At 69.2% G+C, this 16377-nt stretch carries 15 protein-coding genes; 3 read left to right on the top strand and 12 right to left on the bottom strand.

Annotation, left to right across the window (positions count from 1 at the left end):
• Positions 1–35 precede the first annotated feature (35 nt).
• The 4 genes from ACN20J_RS04885 to ACN20J_RS04870 form a co-directional block, all read right to left on the bottom strand.
• Positions 36–602 carry a hypothetical protein gene (locus tag ACN20J_RS04885; RefSeq protein WP_190228355.1) on the bottom strand — a complete coding sequence of 189 codons (567 nt, stop codon included), beginning with the start codon at positions 600–602 and terminating at the stop codon, positions 36–38.
• 260 nt (positions 603–862) lie between these two features.
• Positions 863–1534 carry a response regulator transcription factor gene (locus ACN20J_RS04880; protein ID WP_190228354.1) on the bottom strand — a complete coding sequence of 224 codons (672 nt, stop codon included), beginning with the start codon at positions 1532–1534 and terminating at the stop codon, positions 863–865.
• A gap of 35 nt (positions 1535–1569) precedes the next feature.
• Positions 1570–2733, bottom strand: coding sequence for a sensor histidine kinase (locus tag ACN20J_RS04875; RefSeq protein ID WP_190228353.1), 1164 nt, complete (start codon positions 2731–2733; stop codon positions 1570–1572).
• 129 nt (positions 2734–2862) lie between these two features.
• Positions 2863–5208 carry an MMPL family transporter gene (locus tag ACN20J_RS04870; RefSeq protein ID WP_190228352.1) on the bottom strand — a complete coding sequence of 782 codons (2346 nt, stop codon included), beginning with the start codon at positions 5206–5208 and terminating at the stop codon, positions 2863–2865.
• Positions 5209–5429: 221 nt separating this feature from the next.
• Between ACN20J_RS04870 and ACN20J_RS04865 the strand changes: the two genes are divergently transcribed.
• Complete coding sequence (locus ACN20J_RS04865) at positions 5430–6125, top strand: L,D-transpeptidase family protein (RefSeq protein WP_190228351.1); 696 nt, start codon at positions 5430–5432, stop codon at positions 6123–6125.
• Positions 6126–6186: 61 nt separating this feature from the next.
• On the opposite strand, the gene ACN20J_RS04860 is transcribed toward ACN20J_RS04865, so the two are convergent.
• The 4 genes from ACN20J_RS04860 to ACN20J_RS04845 are packed head-to-tail and all read right to left on the bottom strand — an operon-like array spanning position 6187 to position 10703.
• Positions 6187–7389, bottom strand: coding sequence for a Gfo/Idh/MocA family protein (locus ACN20J_RS04860; RefSeq protein WP_361913644.1), 1203 nt, complete (start codon positions 7387–7389; stop codon positions 6187–6189).
• Between the two features lie 44 nt (positions 7390–7433).
• Positions 7434–8783: an ABC transporter substrate-binding protein gene (locus tag ACN20J_RS04855; protein WP_419665325.1), complete on the bottom strand. Its 1350-nt coding sequence runs from the start codon at positions 8781–8783 to the stop codon at positions 7434–7436.
• A 10-nt stretch (positions 8784–8793) separates the two neighbouring features.
• Positions 8794–9717, bottom strand: coding sequence for a carbohydrate ABC transporter permease (locus ACN20J_RS04850; protein WP_190228348.1), 924 nt, complete (start codon positions 9715–9717; stop codon positions 8794–8796).
• 17 nt (positions 9718–9734) lie between these two features.
• Positions 9735–10703 carry a carbohydrate ABC transporter permease gene (locus ACN20J_RS04845; RefSeq protein ID WP_189839115.1) on the bottom strand — a complete coding sequence of 323 codons (969 nt, stop codon included), beginning with the start codon at positions 10701–10703 and terminating at the stop codon, positions 9735–9737.
• Positions 10704–10865: 162 nt separating this feature from the next.
• On the opposite strand from ACN20J_RS04845, the gene ACN20J_RS04840 reads away from it, so the two are divergent.
• Entirely contained in the window at positions 10866–12026 is a 1161-nt protein-coding gene (locus ACN20J_RS04840; protein ID WP_419665324.1) for an ROK family protein, read from the top strand.
• 122 nt (positions 12027–12148) lie between these two features.
• Positions 12149–12382, top strand: coding sequence for a hypothetical protein (locus ACN20J_RS04835; RefSeq protein WP_189839117.1), 234 nt, complete (start codon positions 12149–12151; stop codon positions 12380–12382).
• Between the two features lie 30 nt (positions 12383–12412).
• Here ACN20J_RS04835 and ACN20J_RS04830 read toward each other — a convergent pair whose 3' ends face one another.
• The 4 genes from ACN20J_RS04830 to ACN20J_RS04815 are packed head-to-tail and all read right to left on the bottom strand — an operon-like array spanning position 12413 to position 16306.
• Complete coding sequence (locus tag ACN20J_RS04830; protein WP_189839118.1) at positions 12413–13240, bottom strand: carbohydrate ABC transporter permease; 828 nt, start codon at positions 13238–13240, stop codon at positions 12413–12415.
• Positions 13237–14181, bottom strand: a complete 945-nt coding sequence (locus ACN20J_RS04825; RefSeq protein ID WP_419665323.1) for a carbohydrate ABC transporter permease — start codon at positions 14179–14181, stop codon at positions 13237–13239. The genes ACN20J_RS04830 and ACN20J_RS04825 overlap by 4 nt, the downstream gene beginning before the upstream one ends.
• A complete protein-coding gene (locus ACN20J_RS04820) occupies positions 14171–15517 on the bottom strand; it encodes an ABC transporter substrate-binding protein (protein ID WP_361891846.1) in 1347 nt (448 codons plus the stop codon). The genes ACN20J_RS04825 and ACN20J_RS04820 overlap by 11 nt, the downstream gene beginning before the upstream one ends.
• 54 nt (positions 15518–15571) lie before the next feature.
• Positions 15572–16306 (bottom strand): sugar isomerase domain-containing protein, encoded by a 735-nt coding sequence (locus ACN20J_RS04815; RefSeq protein ID WP_419665322.1) that lies wholly within the window; start codon positions 16304–16306, stop codon positions 15572–15574.
• Positions 16307–16377 lie beyond the last annotated feature (71 nt).

Genomic DNA, 16377 nt, shown 5'->3' with positions numbered 1-16377 from the left:
GGTCCAATCGAGGGAAATTGGCTCTTTGCGCGGCCTCACCGTGAACGCCGCGGCGCTCCCCGCGGCCGGGCGCCCCGGTCGGGCGGGGCCAGCACCTTCTCCGCCGCGGCGATGAACTGTCTGCGGGCGTCGATGAGGTCACTGTCCGCCTGACCGTTCCGCACGAGGCGGTCGTCGAGATCCAGCCGCATGCGCCAGACGTCCGCGTGCCGGACGGCCGCCGCGTGGACGGTGTCGGCCAGCTCGCCCATCGGCGCGGGGCCGGTGATGGCGACGTTCGTGGCCGCCCGGCTCAGCGCGCCGAGCGCGGCCATGGCCGGTTCCCACAGCCCCCGATGCTCGTCCTCGCTCCGCCATTCCAGAGCCACGCGGGCCTCGATGACGGCGTTGATGCTCTGCCGGAACGCCTCACACTCGTCGAGCACGGCCGCGAAGGCGGCACGCCGCTCGTCACGCAGACGGTGCCGGACCTGGAAGGTCTCCTGCTCCTGTGCCTGCCGACGCGAGGACCTGGCGTGGAGAAGCGGTCCGGTCAGCCCGGCGGCCAAGGTCCCCCCGATGCCGAGGGCGGTCGCCCATATGACCGTGTTGGCTTGGTCCATGCCGCACATCATGCCGCCGCCGCACCCGGCAATGGCTGAACTTGACCGATTGATACGGCAGTTGGGCGGCCACAGGGCTGTCCACGCACCCGATGTCGTGGGCCTCGGCGCGCGGAAAGGGCTGGCGACGGCCCCTGCGGGCGTCGGCCGGGTGGAGCTCCACGGCCCGGGTGTGGCGCCCACCACAAGAGGGCCCGGGCGCGGCTCCCCGTACGGGACCGAGCCCGAAGGTGCCGTCACGAATCGGCCCCCGTCACGTCTCAGCGCGGAGGCCGTACGAGCCCGGACCGGTAGGCGAAGACGACCAGTTGGGCGCGGTCGCGGGCGCCCAGTTTCGTCTTGGCCCGCTGGATGTGGGTGCGTACGGTCAGCGGGCTGAGGAACAGCTCCTCAGCGATCTCGGTGTTGGACTTGCCGTCCGCGGCGAGGGCCATCACCTCGCGCTCACGGGCGGTGAGGGCGGCCAGGTCCCCGAGGAGTGCCGGGTCGGCGCCGGAGTCGGGGGTGGCGAGGAAGCGGGTGATGAGGGAACGCGTGGCGGCGGGGGACAGGAGCGCCTCGCCGGAGGCCACCGTACGGATGCCGTCGAGGAGCGCGTCGGCGGTGGCGTTCTTGCCGAGGAAGCCGCTCGCACCGCCGCGCAGCGCCCGGGCGACGTGCTCGTCGGTCTGGAACGTGGTGAGGATCAGGACACGCGTGGCCGCAAGATCCGGATCGGCACAGATGGCGGCCGTCGCGGCGAGGCCGTCGGTGCCGGGCATGCGGATGTCCATGAGGACGACGTCGGGGCGGTGGAGACGGGTGAGTTCGACGGCCTTCCCGCCGTCGTCGGCCTCGTCGACCACCTCCAGGTCCTCGCAGGAGTCGATCAGTATCCGGAAGGTCGCCCGCAGCAGGGTCTGGTCGTCGGCGAGCAGCACACGGATGGTCATCGGGGCCCTTCCGAGGTCAGGAGTGGACAGGGGAGTCAGGAGTGGATCGGGAGTTCGGCGGTGACGGCGAAGCCGCCCTCGGGGCGGTGGCCCGCCTGGAGTCGGCCGCCGGCGGACCGGGCGCGCTCCCGCATGCCGATGAGACCGAACCTGCCGCCGGGAGCCGGTGGGGGCGCGGTGGCGCCACCGTTGTCGCTGACCGTGAGGGTCAGCCGGTCGTGGGCGTACGCGAGTTCCACCTGCGCCGTCCTCGCGCCGGCGTGTTTGGCGACGTTGGTGAGCGCCTCCTGCACGATCCGGAAGGCGGTCAGGTCCACCCCGGGGGACAGCGGCCGCTCCTCGCCGTCGACCGTCACGACGACCTTGAGCCCGGCGGAGGCGAACGCGGAGACCAGCTCGGGGAGCCGGCCGAGTCCGGGGGCCGGTTCCAGGGAGTTGTCGTCGTCGGGCTCGTCGGGCCGGCGCAGGAGGCCGACGGTGGCCTCGAGTTCGCGCAGCGCGGAGGCGGTGGTGCCGGTCAGGTCGGAGAGGATCTTCTCCGCCTGTTCGGGGCGGCTGCGGGTGAGGTGGGCGGCGGTTCCGGCCTGGGCATGGGCGAGAGCCATGTGATGGGCGACGACGTCGTGCAGCTCGCGGGCGATGCGCACCCGTTCCTCGGCGACGCGGTGGCGTGCCTCCTCCTCGCGGGTGCGTTCGGCGTGATCGGCGCGGGTGCGGACGGCGTCGAGGTAGGCGCGCCGCGCCCGGACCGCCGAGCCCTGGACGACCGGCATCGCGATCCAGAAGGCGGTGGGGATCGTCTTGTCCGTCCAGGGCTGGTCGTTCCGGTCGGAGAACAGCGCTGCGAGGACGACCAGCGCGATGATGGCGAGGCAGTAGGTGCGCGCGGTCTTCTGCGGGGTGCGGACGGTCAGTTCGTAGAGCGCCACGATGACCGGAAGCAGCAGCAGGGGATTGATCGGATAGCCCAGAGCGCCGGAGACGCCGGCGCACACCGCGGTGACCGCGACGACGGCGCGCGGGTGACCGCGCCGCCACAGCAGGGAGAGACAGGCGGCGGTCGCGATGAGCAGCCCGGGCCACCAGCCGGCTCCGCCGCTGCCGTACTGCCTGCTGGTGGCCACGTAGAGCAGCAGCAGAAACGCCGCCTCGACGAGGCGGGCGTGGTGGTCGGCGAATCGCCGCCAGCTGGTCAGCATGGGTCCTCCGGTCGGGGGATCTGGTCCCATGGTCGGTCATGCGGTGGACGACGAGCCCGGCTCATGGCCGACCACGGCCGGTGAGGGTCGCCCGTGTCGGACAGGGGCGACCCTCACCGGATGTGCGGATCAGACGCGCACCGGGTCCTGCTGATCGCCGTCGGAGGAGGCCGGAGCCGGAGTCGAGGACGGAGCCGGGGCCGCCAGAGCGGCGGTCCGGTGGGCGAGCGCCTCGCCCTCCACATCGACGCGGGGCAGCAGCCGGTCCAGCGGGCGCGGCAGCCACCAGGCCGCCCTGCCGAGCAGCGCCAGGACGGCGGGCACGAACGCCATGCGGATGACGAAGGCGTCGAACAGGACGGCACTGGCCAGACCGAAACCGACCATCTTGACCATGGACTCGCCGCCGGTCATGAAGCCGGCGAACACCGCCATCATGATCAGCGCGGCAGCCGTCACGACCCGGGCGCTGTGGCGGAAGCCGGTGACGACGGCCTCGCCCGGCCGTTCCCCGTGGACGTACGCCTCGCGCATCCGGGAGACCAGGAAGACCTCGTAGTCCATGGCCAGCCCGAAGACGATGCCCACCAGCATGATCGGCATCATGCTCATGATCGGCCCGGTCTGCTCGACGCCGAACAGTCCGGCTCCGTGGCCCTGCTGGAAGACCATGACGATCGCACCGAGGGACGCCAGGACCGACAGGAGATAGCCGAGTGCGGCCTTGAGGGGCACCAGCACGGAGCGGAAGACCAGCATCAGGAGGAGGAAGGCCAGGCCGACCACGACCGCGAGGTAGGGGACCAGTGCGTCCTGCAGCTTCTGCGCGACGTCGATGTTCAGCGCGGTGGTGCCGGTGACCTCGAAGGTCGCGTCGGCGGCGGACTCGGTCGCGGGACGCTCCTCGCGGATGGTGTGGACGAGGTCCTTCGTCCGCTCGTCGGCGGGCGCGGTGGACGGCGTGACGGACAGCACCGCGGTGTCCTGCGCCTTGTTGAACCGGGCGGGAGAGACGGAGACGACTCCCTTCGTGCCTGCGAGCCTCCCGGAGATCTCCGACACCGCGGCCTCGGGGTCGTCGGCTCCCTCGGCGTCCACGACGACGGTCAGGGGACCGTTGAACCCGGGGCCGAAACCGTCGGCGAGGGCGTCATAGGCCCGGCGTTCCGTCGTGGCGGTCGACTTGGCCTCGTCCCCGGGCATGCCCATCCGCAGATCCATCGCCGGTACGGCGAGTGCGCCCAGGCCGACGACCGAGGCGATCAGCACTGGCACTGGGCGTCGGACGACGAACCGGGCCCAGCGGGTTCCCAGGCTCTGCGTCCCGTCGACCGAGCCGCCCGCCCTGCCCAAGCGGATACGGCCACGACCCAAGCGGATACGGCCCCGGCTCACGCGTACACGGCTACTGGCCACGCGTCCACGGCCACCGGCCGTGCTGACACGGCCGTCGCCCTTGCGGACCTGGCGTGCGAGGACGGCGTTCGGCCAGCAGCCGAGCAACGCCGGCACCACGGTCAGCGCGATCAGCACGCCGGTGAGGACCGCGCCCGCGGCGCCCAGGCCCATCTGCGTCAGCATCGGGACGCCGATCACCGAGAGTCCGGCCAGCGCGATGACGACGGTGAGTCCGGCGAACACCACCGCGGAACCGGCTGTGCCCACGGCCAGTCCGGTCGCCTCCTGGGGATCGTGCCCCTTGGCCCGCTCCTCGCGATAGCGGGAGACCACGAACAAGGAGTAGTCGATGCCGACCGCGAGCCCGAGCATCATGGCCAGCTCGCCGGTCGTCGAGGACAGCCCGAGGACACTGCCGAGGGCGATGATCGAGGCCATGCTGACGCCGACGCCGAGCAGGGCGGTGAGCAGCGGAAGACCGGCGGCGGCCAGCGACCCGAAGGTGATCACCAGCACCACGGCGGCCAGGGCGATGCCGATCACCTCGCCCATCCCGGACGCGGCCTCGGTCTCCAGGGCGCTCCCGCCCGCCTCGACGGTCAGGCCGGAATCCCGGGCCTCCTCGATGGCGTTCTCGAGCTTCTGCTTGCTCGCGTCGGTGAGGTCGTCGGCCTTCACGTCGTAGGTGACGGTGGCGTACGCCGTGGACGCGTCCTTGCTCACCCCGCGCCCGTCGAACGGGCTGACCACGTCCGCGACCTGCGGTCCGTCGGCCGTCCCGGTCACCAGCGCGTCGATGGCCGAGCGGTTCGCCGCCGAGGTGATCTTCTGCCCGTCCGGGGCGACGAAGACGATCCGGGCGTCCGCCCCGTCCGCCTCGGTCCCGGGGAACCGTTCGTTGATGAGGTCGAACGCCTTCTGGGCCTCGATCCCCGGCATCGAGGACGAGTCGTCGGGAGGGTCGGAGGCGTTGAGGGCTCCGAAGGCGACGACGCCCAGGACCGCCACCCACAGCAGCCCGACGTAACGGCGCCGCCGGAAGGCCCAACGGCCCAGTCGATAAAGGAAGGTCGCCATGGAAGAGGACTCCGTATCTGCTCTCGGGAACCTCTCCAGCCTTTCCGGACGGGCCCTGTCCCGTCGTCGTCCGCGTCAACCCTCCCGGCTACTCACTATCGAGTACTCCACGGCATGGAATGTCATCGTTTCGTCTCAGCCCGGCCGCCCCCACAACCCATGCCGCCCCGCGTGGGTCTAGCTGGCAGAGATTGACCGGAACGAACGAGAAAGGCCTGATCATGGGGGACACACGCAGACGGGCAGCCGTCGTACTGGGGGTCACCGGACTGATGGCGCCGCTGGCCGTCGCGCTGGGCGCGGGCCCGGCCCAGGCGGCGAGCTGCACGACGCAGACCGGCCCGTACCAGAAGAAGGTCGAGAAGTTCCTCGGCCGGCCGGTGGACGGCAGGCAGTCGGCCGCCGACTGCAAGGCGATCAAGGCCTTCCAGACCAAGCACGGCATCACCCCGAACATCGGCTACGCCGGGTCCGTCACCTGGGGCGTGATGGACTTGATGAACAAGCAGAAGGCCGTCGGGAAGAACCCCAACAAGGACGGCAAATGCCCCGTCAACAAGGGCCGCATCGCCTGTGTGAACCTCACGCTCCAGCTCAGCTGGATCCAGGACGGCAATACCCTCGTGTACGGTCCGGTGCCGGTCCGCACGGGCCGCAACGGGTACGAGACCCGCACCGGTCTGAAGAAGATCTACTGGCGGAACATCGACCACGTCTCGACGATCTACGACGTGCCCATGCCCTACAGCCAGTTCTTCGACGGAGGCCAGGCCTTCCACTCGGTCGGCGTGAGCATGTGGAACCCGCCCGGCTCGCACGGCTGCGTCAACATGACGAAGACGGACGCCAAGAAATACTGGTCGCTCCTGAAGAAGAACGACGACGTCTACGTGTACGGCCGCAAGCCGGGCACCTGACCGGACTGGTGACCGGACCTGGCCCGGCCGCTCCTGAGAACGGCCGGACCGGGCAGAAACGTCACGCCTCCGGGGCGTCCCCGAAGTCCGGGATCTCCAGCCTCGTCCCACCCTGCCGCGCCGAGTCGTGCGCGACGATGCCCGGCAGGGTGTAGCGGGCTGCCACCCACGCGTTGACCGACGGCAGTGTGCGCGTGTTCACCGCGGTGACGAAGTCGTCCACCAGGAAGTGGTGGCTGCCCTCGTGCCCGTTGTGCAGGTTGTCGAACTCCCGGGGCAGCCGCGCCCGGTCGTGCACCGGCGCCGAGCCGGAGGTGAAGGCGGCCCGCAGGTCCGGCGCGATGTGCTGGAGCGACGGGTCGTCCGGAGACATGGTGGGCTTGGGCTCAAGGAGCTCACTGATGTCCTTGACCCCCTTCTTGTCCTGCCAGAAGGCCACCGTCGCAAGCTGCTCCATGCTCGCGTCCGTGCCGAAGAACCGGAAACGCGACTCCCGGATGTGCGAGGGATAGCCGACCCGCCGGAACTCGTTCGTACGGAACGAGCCGCCTCCCGCCACCTCGAAGAGCGCGGTCGCGTTCGAGAAGTCGTTGCCGAACTGGCTGACGTCCTCGTCGAAGACCCCGTCCCCGCGATCGTCCTTGACCCCGATCGCGGACACACTCACCGCGTGCGTCTGCCAGGCGCCGAGGACCCCGCCCACCGAGTGCGTGGGGTAGAGCAGCGGGGGATAGCTGGCGGTCTCCTTCCAGTTCTCGCCGCCGCTGTACTGGTAGGCCTCGTAGAACCCGAGGTCCATGTCGTGCACATAGTCGCCCTCGGCGTAGAAGAGCCGTCCGAAGGCGCCGTCGGCGATCTGGTTGCGGGCGTGCACGGTCGCCGGGTTGTACTGGCTGGTCTCACCCATCATGTACGTCAGTCCGGTGGCCCGAACCGCGTCGATGATCGCCGCGATCTCCTCGCGGGTGATCGCCATGGGCACCGCCGAGTAGACGTGCTTGCCGGCGTTGAGCCCCTGGAGCACCAGCGGGCCGTGGGTCCAGCGCTGGGTGAAGATCGCGACGGCGTCGATCGCGTCCGACTCCAGCATCGCCTCGTACGAGGGGAAGGTTCCCGACAGGCCTTCGGCGGCGGCCAGTTGCTCCGCTCGCTCGGGCAGGAGATCCGTGACGTGGACCTCGCCGACGCCCGGGTGGGCAAGAAACAGCTTCGCGAACTGGCCGGAGAACTGGCCGGCGCCGACGATGCCGAGGGAGAACGTCATGGAGTGTGTGCCTTTCACTGTCCGGGGACTGACTGTCCGAGGATTCACTGTCCGAGGATGAAGTTGACCTGGTCGTTGGTCTTGGTCAGATCGCTCACCGGGGCGCCGTTGGCGTAGACGTCCTGCATCGCGGGGCGCACCAGGGAGTACACGTCCGCCGCGTAGTCGGTGATCGGGAAGGAGAAGGTGGTGGAGTCCTTCTTGTCGGTGACCGGTTCGGTGAAGGCAGACACGTCGATGTCCTTCTTCTTGTACGCGGCCACGGCGGCCTGGGTTCCCTCCGGGGTCGCGGGGAAGACGATTCCGTAGCTGCCGACGATCTTCTGGCACTCGTTGGAGGCCAGGTACTGGACCCACTTCTTGGCGCCCGCCTTGTTGGGGGCGTTCTTGGTGATGGAGTCGGCGAGGCCGTTCATCATGGTGGCCCGCTTGCCGGTCGGGCCGGTCGGTGTGGGGGCGGTGCCGACGTCGAGGCCCTTGGTGTCGTAGTAGGTGGAGATCATCCAGGCCCCGTCGAACGAGGTCGCCGCCCTGCCGGAGGCGACCTGGGCGTTGGCCGGGTTGGCGCCGTCGGTGTAGTCGGTGAAGGGCGCGAGGTAACCCTTCTTCGCCAGGCCGAAGTACCAGTCGACCACCGTCTGGAAGGTCTTGCTGTCGTACTGGTACTTGGAGCCCCAGCGTGCCTTGTCCGTGTACTTCCAGCCCGCCGAGCCGGTGAACGGGCTCCAGGTGGTCTGCCCGTCGCTGTCGCCCGCGCCGCCGGTGGCGAGTCCGTAGACCTTGACGTTGTTCTTGTCGAAGCCCGGTTCGTCGCCGCGCTTGCCCTTCGTGTCGATGGTCAGGTGCGCGATGGTCTTCTCGAAGGTGCCGCCGTCCTTCGGGTTCCAGGCGAGGCCGTTGAGCTCCGACGCGGAGAGCCCGGCCTCCTTGACCATCTTCTTGTTGTACATGAGCGCGACGGTGTCCCAGTCCTTCGGAGCGCCGTAGCGGTGGCCGTCCTGGCCGGTCCAGTTGGCGGCGAGACCCGGCTGGTAGGCGGAGTCGTCGATGCCCAGGTCGTCCAGTGGTTCGAGCACGTTCAGGTCGGCGAACTGCCCGAACTTCTGGATGTGGTCGGTGAACACGTCCGGCTCGGTGCCCGCGATGAAGCTCGCGGTGAGCTTGGTCCAGTAGTCGGCCCAGCCCATCTGGGTGATCTTCACCTTCAGGCCCGGGTTCTGCTTCTCGAAGCCCTTGGCGCACGCCTGGTAGGCGGGCATCTGGTTGGCGTCCCACAGCCAGTAGGTCACCGAATTGGAGCCCGCTCCGGCGGCCCCGCCCTGCGCGCAGCCCGTCACCAGGGACAGCGCGAGCACCCCGGTCAGTGCCACGACCGTACGTGTACGAATTCGCATGCCCGTCCCCTTACTTGATGCCGGTGAAGCTGATGCTGCTGACGATGCGGCGCGCGAAGAAGCCGAAGAGCACGAGCATCGGCAGCGCGGCGATGAGCGTGGCCGCCATCAGGCCGGACCAGTCGTAGCCGCTCTGCGGGGTCTGCGCCCGGAAGATGGCCAGTGCCACGGTGAGCACCCGTGAGCTGTCGCTGTAGGAGACCATCAGCGGCCAGAAGTAGTCGTTCCACGAGGTGATGTACGTCAGCACGCCCAGCGTGAGGATGGGGGTGGACGCCATCGGCAGCATGACGCGGAAGAAGATCCGGATCTTCCCGGCCCCGTCGAGCAGGGCCGCCTCCTCGACCTCCCGCGGCACGTTCATGAAGAACTGCCGCATGAAGAACACCGCGAACGGGGTCATGAACATCGTCGGCAGGGAGATGCCCAACAGGGAGTCGACCAGGCCGAGTTGCTTGATGAGCACGAAGTTCGGCAGCAGCGTGAAGATCGTCGGCACCATCAGCCCGGCCAGGAACAGCCCGAACACCGTGTCCCGGCCGCGCCACCGCAGCCGTGCGAAGGCGTACGCGGCCATGGCGGAGAAGAAGATCTGGAAGACGGTGATCAGGGTGGACACGACCGTCGAATTGATCAGATAGCGCCAGAACTTGAGCCCGCCGCCGGAGCCGCCCTGAGCGATCGCCTCCTCGGTGGACTGCAGGCCCAGGGCCCGTTCGAAACCACCGGTCGTCAGGTCCACGGGCAGCGGATCGCCCGGGTGGGCCGCGAGCGCTGTGTTGGTGGAGAGCGCGGTGCGCAGGATCCAGTAGAACGGCAGCAGGGTGATGAGGACCATCGCGGCCATCACCGTCCAGGCCACGACCTTCCCGGGGGTGATCCTCGGGCGCTGCGTGCGCCGTACCTTCGTCGTCGTTGCCGTCACGGCAGTCATGTCGGTCGCTCCCTTCTTCAGCCGAGGTCGGTCTGGCCGGCGCGGGTGAGCCGGTACTGGACAAAGGTGATCGCGCTCAGCACCACGAGCAGGGCCACGGACATCGCCGACGCGTAGCCGAACTGGAAGCGGCCGAAGGCGGCGCCGTAGATGTAGTACTGCAGGACGTTGGTCGCGTTCGCCGGACCGCCCGCGGTGGTCACCGCGACCGTGTCGAACACCTGGAACGAACCGATCACCGTCATGATCAGGACCACCGCGAGGACCGGTCGCAGCAGCGGCATGGTGATCCGCCAGAACATCCGCCACTCGCTGGCACCGTCCACCTTGGCCGCCTCGTACATGTCGCCGGGGATGGCCTGAAGCCCGGCGAAGAGCAGCAGGGCGGTGTAGCCGACATGCCGCCATACGTTGATCAGGGCGATCGTGGGTATCGCCCAGGTCTCGTCCGCGAGGAACGGGATGCGGTCGAAGCCGAGCCCGGCGATGATCTCGTTGCCGATGCCGAGCTGGGTGTCGAGCATCCAGAGCCAGACGATGCCGGCGACGACGTTCGACATCAGATACGGCGTGAGGACGATCCCGCGGAGTATCGCCGACTGGGTCAACCGCTGGAGCAGCACGGCGATGGCGAGCGCCGAGACCGTCTGGATGCCGATGTTGATGAAGACGTACTCGACGGTGACCGTCAACGAGTCCCAGAAGATGGGGTCCTTGACCATGCGGACGTAGTTGTCGAGGCCCACCCACTCCGCCGGGGTCAGCAGATTGAAGCGGGTGAAGCTCAGATAGATGCCCCGCAGCGTCGGCCACAGCAGGAAGACCAGGAAGCCCAGCATGGCCGGAGCGATGAACAGGGCCGCGAGGGCGCCGTCACCACGTCCGCCACCGTCACGTTCTCGTTTCTCGCGGGTTCTCGGCTTCGGCTGTGTCCCCTCGATGTCGCGCACTGGCAGACGCGACGGAGGGCTGGAGGCGACGGTCATCAGGAGACTCCCTCGTCTGCGGCTCATCCTCGGGCCACTTACTTTTGGTCCGAAAGAATCCAGCCGTCAAGAGGTGTGCACACATCTTTTCCTGAGGAGGTTCGACGACATAGGGTGGTGTCATTACTTCTGCGTCGAAAGAAACAATGTGGGGGTTCGTTCATGACCGCACGTGCCGCCAGCTGGCTGCCACTCAGTCCCGGTGAGCGTGCCGTCGCCATCGAGGTGCTCACGCACGGCCCTCTGTCGCGCAGCGACATCGCCCGCCGGCTCGACCTCTCCGCGGGCAGTCTCACCCGGCTGACGAAGCCGCTCATAGAGTCTGGTCTGCTGATCGAGGTCCCCGAGGGCACCACACTTCCCGAGGTGCGCCAGGGCCGTCCGTCCCAGCCCCTCGACATCGTCGCCGAGTCCCGCACCTTCGCCGGGTTCAAGATCACCCAGGACATGGTCTACGGCGTCGTCACCACCCTCAAGAGCGATATCGTCGCCCGCCGCGACCTGCCCATCACCAGCCATGACCCGGCCCATGTGGTGGACGTGCTGGGGGAGCTGACCGGCGCGTTCGCGCGTGACTTCCCGGGTCTCGCCGGGATCGGCATCGGCCTCGGCGGCCGGGCCTCGGACCGGGCCGTCGTCGACGAGTCGGCCTTCCTCGGCTGGCGCGAAGTCCCCCTGGCCCGGCTCGTCGAGGAGCGCACCGGACTGCCGGTCGTCGTGGACAACGACGTGGCCGCGCTCGTCGAGGCCGAGCGGTGGTTCGGCGCCGGCCGCGGCCTGGAGCGGTTCGCGGTGCTCACCATCGGCGCGGGAATCGGCTACGGACTGGTGAGCGGCGGCAAGCGGGTCGGGACCCCCGAGGACGGACTGGGCGTCGGCCGCTTCTGGATCGTGAACTCCAGCGGCCCTCTCACCCCCGACGGCGAGCGTGGCAGCGCCATCTCGCTGCTGTCCATCCCCAGCATCCGCTACCAGATCCGGGCCGCCACCGGCCGCGACATCACATACGACGAGATCCTCGCCCTGGCCGCCGAGGGTGAGCCCATGGCCGCCCGCGTCGTCGGCGAGGCGGCCCGCGCCCTGGGCACCCTCGTCGCACAGATCGCCAACTTCGCCATCCCGGAGAAGATCGTCCTGGCCGGCGAGGGGGTGGGCCTGGTGGACGTGGCGGGACCGGCCGTCGAGGAGGCCATCCTCGCCAACCGTCATCCGCACGCGGAGCCGGTCAATCTGGAGACCAAGGTGTCCGACTTCCACGACTGGGCGCGGGGCGGCGCTGTACTGGCGATCCAGGTGCTCGTCCTCGGCGCGGGGGCGTCCTGACCTGCTGTGGAACGGCTGTCGGACCAGGCAATCGGTGGCCACCGGACATGGCCATGCGATGGCTACCGGTAAGTAGTCCTGCTGACAGTGACTCCTCACATGGTCTTCACGCGCGGGCCCGTATGATTCACGGTATGTCCACCACCCACCGTCGCGCGTCGGTCGCGCCGAAGCGATCGGCCGCCGAGGTCAACGAGGAGATCCGAGCCCTGTGGCTGCGGAGCGGTGGCACGCTGAGCGGCGAGCAGCGGCGGGTGTACCAGCGCCTCGTCCTGGAGTGGGCGGCGGCCTCTCCGCGCGCCCACTCGCACACGGACTCCGCCCACTCGCACACGGACTCGTCGAAGGCGGCCTGACCGGGCGAGCCGCCCTCCGGGCGCCTGGCGTCAGCCCTTCATCGCCCCCTGGAGCAGGCCCGCGATGAAGCTGCGCTGGAAGATCACGAAGAGGATCAGGATCGGCAGCATCACGATGATCGTCCCCGCCGCGAGCGTGGGGATGTCCGTGCTGTTCTGACCGACGAAGAAGCCGAGGCCCGCGGGTGCCGTGTGCTTGGTCGTGTCCTGGATGAGCACCAGCACCAGCAGGAACTGGTTCCACGACCACATGAAGACCAGCAGCCCGAGCGTCATCAGGGACGGCCGGGCCAGCGGAAGCAGAATCCTCAGCAGGATCGTGGCCGACGAGGCACCGTCGATCCGGGCCGCCTCCACCAGCGACGGCGGGGTCGACTGGAAGTGGGTGCGCATCCAGAACACGCTGAACGGCATGAACAGCGCGATCTCCACCAGGATCACACCCAGGTACGAGTTGGTCAGACCGAGACCCCGCAGGTCGAAGTAGAGCGGGACCACGATCAGTTCGACCGGGATGGTGAGTCCGGCGATGAAGAAGGCCGCGACCGCGTTGCCGCCCGGGAGCTTCATCGTGCCGAGCGCGTAGCCCGCCAGCGCCGCCAGGACCAGGGAGGCGGGGACCACACCGACCGCGATGGTGAGGCTGTGCTGGATCAGGTCCGAGAACCCGGCCACCGACCACGCCTGCTCGTAGTTGTCCCAGCTCCAGCGCTCCGGCCAGGTCAGGCCCACCACCGGAGTGCCCGCGGGCTGCAGGGAGGCGAGGAAGACACTGAGGAACGGGATCACGACGGCGATCGCCATGACCGTCAGCAGCGCGTAACCCGACCAGCGTTCCTGGCGCGTGGCGGTGTTCATGACTCCGACCTCGACAGACGATTGATGAGATAGACGATCCCGAGTATCAGACAGCCGAGGACCACGGCCAGGGCCGCGGCGAGCCCCACCTTGCCCTCGGAGAACGCCAGTCGGTACACGAGCAGGCCCGGGACGGTCGTCTGCTCGCCGGGGCCGCCGTTCGTCGTCACGTACACGATGTCGAAACTGGCGAGCGCGGCCACCGTGGTCACGGTCATCGCGACGGCGATCTCGCCGCGCAGATGCGGCAGGGTGACGGAGACGAACTCCCGGACGGGCCCTGCCCCGTCGAGCCGGGCCGCCTCGTACAGGCTGGGATCCACCTTCTGTACGCCGCTGAGGAAGAGCATCATGCACAGCCCGCTCAGCACCCAGGTGCCGACGAGGCCCACGGCGATCAGCGCGGCGCCGAAGTCGCCGAGCCAGGCCCGGGTCACGCCGTCCAGACCGACCGCGCGGAACGTCTGGTTCACCAGCCCGTCGTCCCCGTACAGCCAGCGCCAGGTCACGCCGACGGCGACGAGCGGGACGACCTGCGGCAGCATGAACAGGAAGCGGTACGCCCCCATGCCGGGCCGCCGGAAACGGGCCAGCAGGCCGGTCATCGCAAGGCCGACCACGATGGGAATGAAGGAGAAGAACACCACCAGCACCAGGGCATTGAGCACGGACCGGCGCAGGATGGAGTCCTGGAAGATCTCCTGGTAGTTGCCGAGCCCGACCCAGTCGCCCAGTGTTACGCCGTCCCACTCGAACAGCGAGAGATACGCCGTGTGCAGGGCGGGCAGCACCGCGAAGCAGAAGTAGACGGCGAACGCGGGCAGCACATACACATAGCCGCGATACGCGCTGCGCTTGCGGGGGCCCTGGGACTCGACCCGGACCTCCGGCGCCCGGACCCGGACGTCGGGCGGCTGTTGGACCGGCGGCCTACTCGGCATGGTGTTCCTCCCACTCGTCCTGAAGTGAGTCGAGGTAGTCCGAGGGATCTATGCGGTTCGCGATGAGTTTCTGGACACCCGAGCGCAGCCGGTCGAGCATGGCCGGGGCGGCGAAGTCGGGGAACGTCGTGATCCCGTCGTCGGCGACGGCCCGCCGGTGGCCCTCCGCGATGTCGGCGAGCACGCCTTCCGGCTTCTTCACGGCGTCGGGGTTGGGCGGCATGAAGCCGTTGTCGCTGATGATCTGGCCGGCCTCGGGAGTGGTCAGGAAGTCGAGGAACGCGCCTGCCGCCTCGGGGTGTTCGGTCCTGGACGAGACGGCGTAGGAGACGCTGAAGCCCGAGGCCACGGTGGGGGCGGAGGCCTGTTCGCCCGGCATCGGGAAGAAGCCGACGTTGTCTCCCATGACGGTCGCCAACTGCCCCGCCGCCCAGTTGCCGTTGATGAGGAAAACACTGTCGCCCTTGGCGAACTGGGCGGTGGAGTCCACCTGTGCGGTGCCGTTCGCGGAGTCGTTGTAGTAGCCCTTGCGGCCCCAGTCGATGACCATCTTGCTGGCCGTGACGGCGGCCGGCGTCTCGATGGTCGCGCCCTTGGTGCCGTTCACCCAGTCCCAGTAATCATCCGTCGGCATCAACTGGTTGAGGAGCGCGGCCCACAGGTGCAGGCCACCGGAGTCGAGCGCGCCGACGCCGAGCGGCGTCAGGTCGGCGTCCTTGGCCGCGGCGAGCTGGTCCTCGAACTCCGCCACGGTCTTGGGCGGACCGTCGATTCCGGCTTTCTTCGCGAGCTCCTTGTTGTAGTAGATGCCGGTCATCGACAGACCGGCCGGGACCCCGAACAGGGCGCGCCCGCCCGTGGCCTCACTGGTCTGGCCCGCCGTCAACTGGTCGAGGCTGACCGGGGGAATGGCCTTGTCCCAGCCGTACGCCTCCCGGTAGGGCGCCAGGTCGAGGATGTGGCCGTCCGCCGCGAGATCCGTCATCCCGACCGCGTACTGCGCGATGTCGGGGGCGGTGTCGGACGTCATGGTGAGCTTCAGGTTCTGCACGTAGTCCGAGAACGTCTTGTACTGCGGCTCGACACTGATGTCGGGGTGGCCCTTCTCGAACGCGGCGATCAGCGCGTCGACCATCAAAGGGGCATCGGCGAACTGCAGACGCAGGGTGGTGTCCCCGTCCGGCACGGCGGTCGACGACGGCACACTGCGCGGACCGGGCACCGCGGCCGCGCTCCCGGGGGTCAGGGCGTCGCAGGCGGTGAGCGGCAGCACGAGGGCGGCGGCACAGACCGTCGCAGCGACGCGGCGGCGCACCCGGTGCGTCCTCTCCATCATCGGCCTCCTTGCGTAATGTCGGCGTCTCGGCGTCTCGGTGTGCGGATCGGTGTGTCAGCCCCGCGGACAGCGGTCCCTGACCTTCTCCAGCAGGGCGCTGTTGTGGCGCTCGGCGTCGCCGCCGGTGTTCTGACTGACGATCAACGGCGGCTTCTGGCCGTGAAGTTCGACGAGCAGCTCGGCCGCCCGGCAGGTCAGGGCGTTGACGATCGCCGCCCCGACGACGGTCGACAGGGCACCCACGGTGAGGTCGCCCAGGGGCACCACCGCGTCACCCGGGCGGCCGTGCGTGTCGATGACGATGTCGGCCACGTCGAGCAGGCGCCGCCCGTCGACATGCCGGGACTCGGCGCCCATCGAGTGGGCCCGGCTGGTGACGGCGACGACCGTCGCCCCCAACGCACGTGCACCCAGGGCGAATTCGACCGGCACGGCGTTGATACCGGAGTTGGAGACGACGACCACCACCTCGCCCTCCCGGATGTCCGCCGTACTCAGGATCGCCGCCGCGTAGCCGCTGACGCGCTCGGCCGCGCCCGCGTGCCGAGGGGCGGCGGGGGACAGCGCCGGGTCGGCGATCACGTTGACCGGCGCGAGGCCGCCCGCGCGCAACAGCGGTTCGATGGCGACGAGTTGCGAGTGGCCGCTGCCGAAGTAGTGGACGACACCTCCGGCGGCGATGCTGTCCGCGATGGCAGCGGCGGCGCGCTCGATCGCGGGCCGCTCGGCGTCGGCCAGCGCGGTGAGGTTCTCCTGGAGAGCGGCGAAGTAGGCGAGATCGGCGTTCATCGTGTCGAGACCACCTGGGGTGTCGAGCGGGAGCCGTTTGTATGGCTGCGAGGGCCGTCTGCGTGGCTGCG

Source organism: Streptomyces sp. 2-1 (assembly GCF_048564895.1).
Lineage (GTDB): Bacteria > Actinomycetota > Actinomycetes > Streptomycetales > Streptomycetaceae > Streptomyces > Streptomyces phaeochromogenes.
This window is presented reverse-complemented; position numbering and strand designations above follow the sequence as displayed.

What these genes read in the sequence shown, in the direction of transcription:
- ACN20J_RS04885 (WP_190228355.1), bottom strand. Translation starts at nt 602, where the DNA reads ATGGACCAAGCCAACACGGTCATATGGGCGACCGCCCTCGGCATCGGG.
- ACN20J_RS04880 (WP_190228354.1), bottom strand. Translation starts at nt 1,534, where the DNA reads ATGACCATCCGTGTGCTGCTCGCCGACGACCAGACCCTGCTGCGGGCG.
- ACN20J_RS04875 (WP_190228353.1), bottom strand. Translation starts at nt 2,733, where the DNA reads ATGCTGACCAGCTGGCGGCGATTCGCCGACCACCACGCCCGCCTCGTC.
- ACN20J_RS04870 (WP_190228352.1), bottom strand. Translation starts at nt 5,208, where the DNA reads ATGGCGACCTTCCTTTATCGACTGGGCCGTTGGGCCTTCCGGCGGCGC.
- ACN20J_RS04865 (WP_190228351.1), top strand. Translation starts at nt 5,430, where the DNA reads ATGGGGGACACACGCAGACGGGCAGCCGTCGTACTGGGGGTCACCGGA.
- ACN20J_RS04860 (WP_361913644.1), bottom strand. Translation starts at nt 7,389, where the DNA reads ATGACGTTCTCCCTCGGCATCGTCGGCGCCGGCCAGTTCTCCGGCCAG.
- ACN20J_RS04855 (WP_419665325.1), bottom strand. Translation starts at nt 8,783, where the DNA reads ATGCGAATTCGTACACGTACGGTCGTGGCACTGACCGGGGTGCTCGCG.
- ACN20J_RS04850 (WP_190228348.1), bottom strand. Translation starts at nt 9,717, where the DNA reads ATGACTGCCGTGACGGCAACGACGACGAAGGTACGGCGCACGCAGCGC.
- ACN20J_RS04845 (WP_189839115.1), bottom strand. Translation starts at nt 10,703, where the DNA reads ATGACCGTCGCCTCCAGCCCTCCGTCGCGTCTGCCAGTGCGCGACATC.
- ACN20J_RS04840 (WP_419665324.1), top strand. Translation starts at nt 10,866, where the DNA reads ATGACCGCACGTGCCGCCAGCTGGCTGCCACTCAGTCCCGGTGAGCGT.
- ACN20J_RS04835 (WP_189839117.1), top strand. Translation starts at nt 12,149, where the DNA reads ATGATTCACGGTATGTCCACCACCCACCGTCGCGCGTCGGTCGCGCCG.
- ACN20J_RS04830 (WP_189839118.1), bottom strand. Translation starts at nt 13,240, where the DNA reads ATGAACACCGCCACGCGCCAGGAACGCTGGTCGGGTTACGCGCTGCTG.
- ACN20J_RS04825 (WP_419665323.1), bottom strand. Translation starts at nt 14,181, where the DNA reads ATGCCGAGTAGGCCGCCGGTCCAACAGCCGCCCGACGTCCGGGTCCGG.
- ACN20J_RS04820 (WP_361891846.1), bottom strand. Translation starts at nt 15,517, where the DNA reads ATGATGGAGAGGACGCACCGGGTGCGCCGCCGCGTCGCTGCGACGGTC.
- ACN20J_RS04815 (WP_419665322.1), bottom strand. Translation starts at nt 16,306, where the DNA reads ATGAACGCCGATCTCGCCTACTTCGCCGCTCTCCAGGAGAACCTCACC.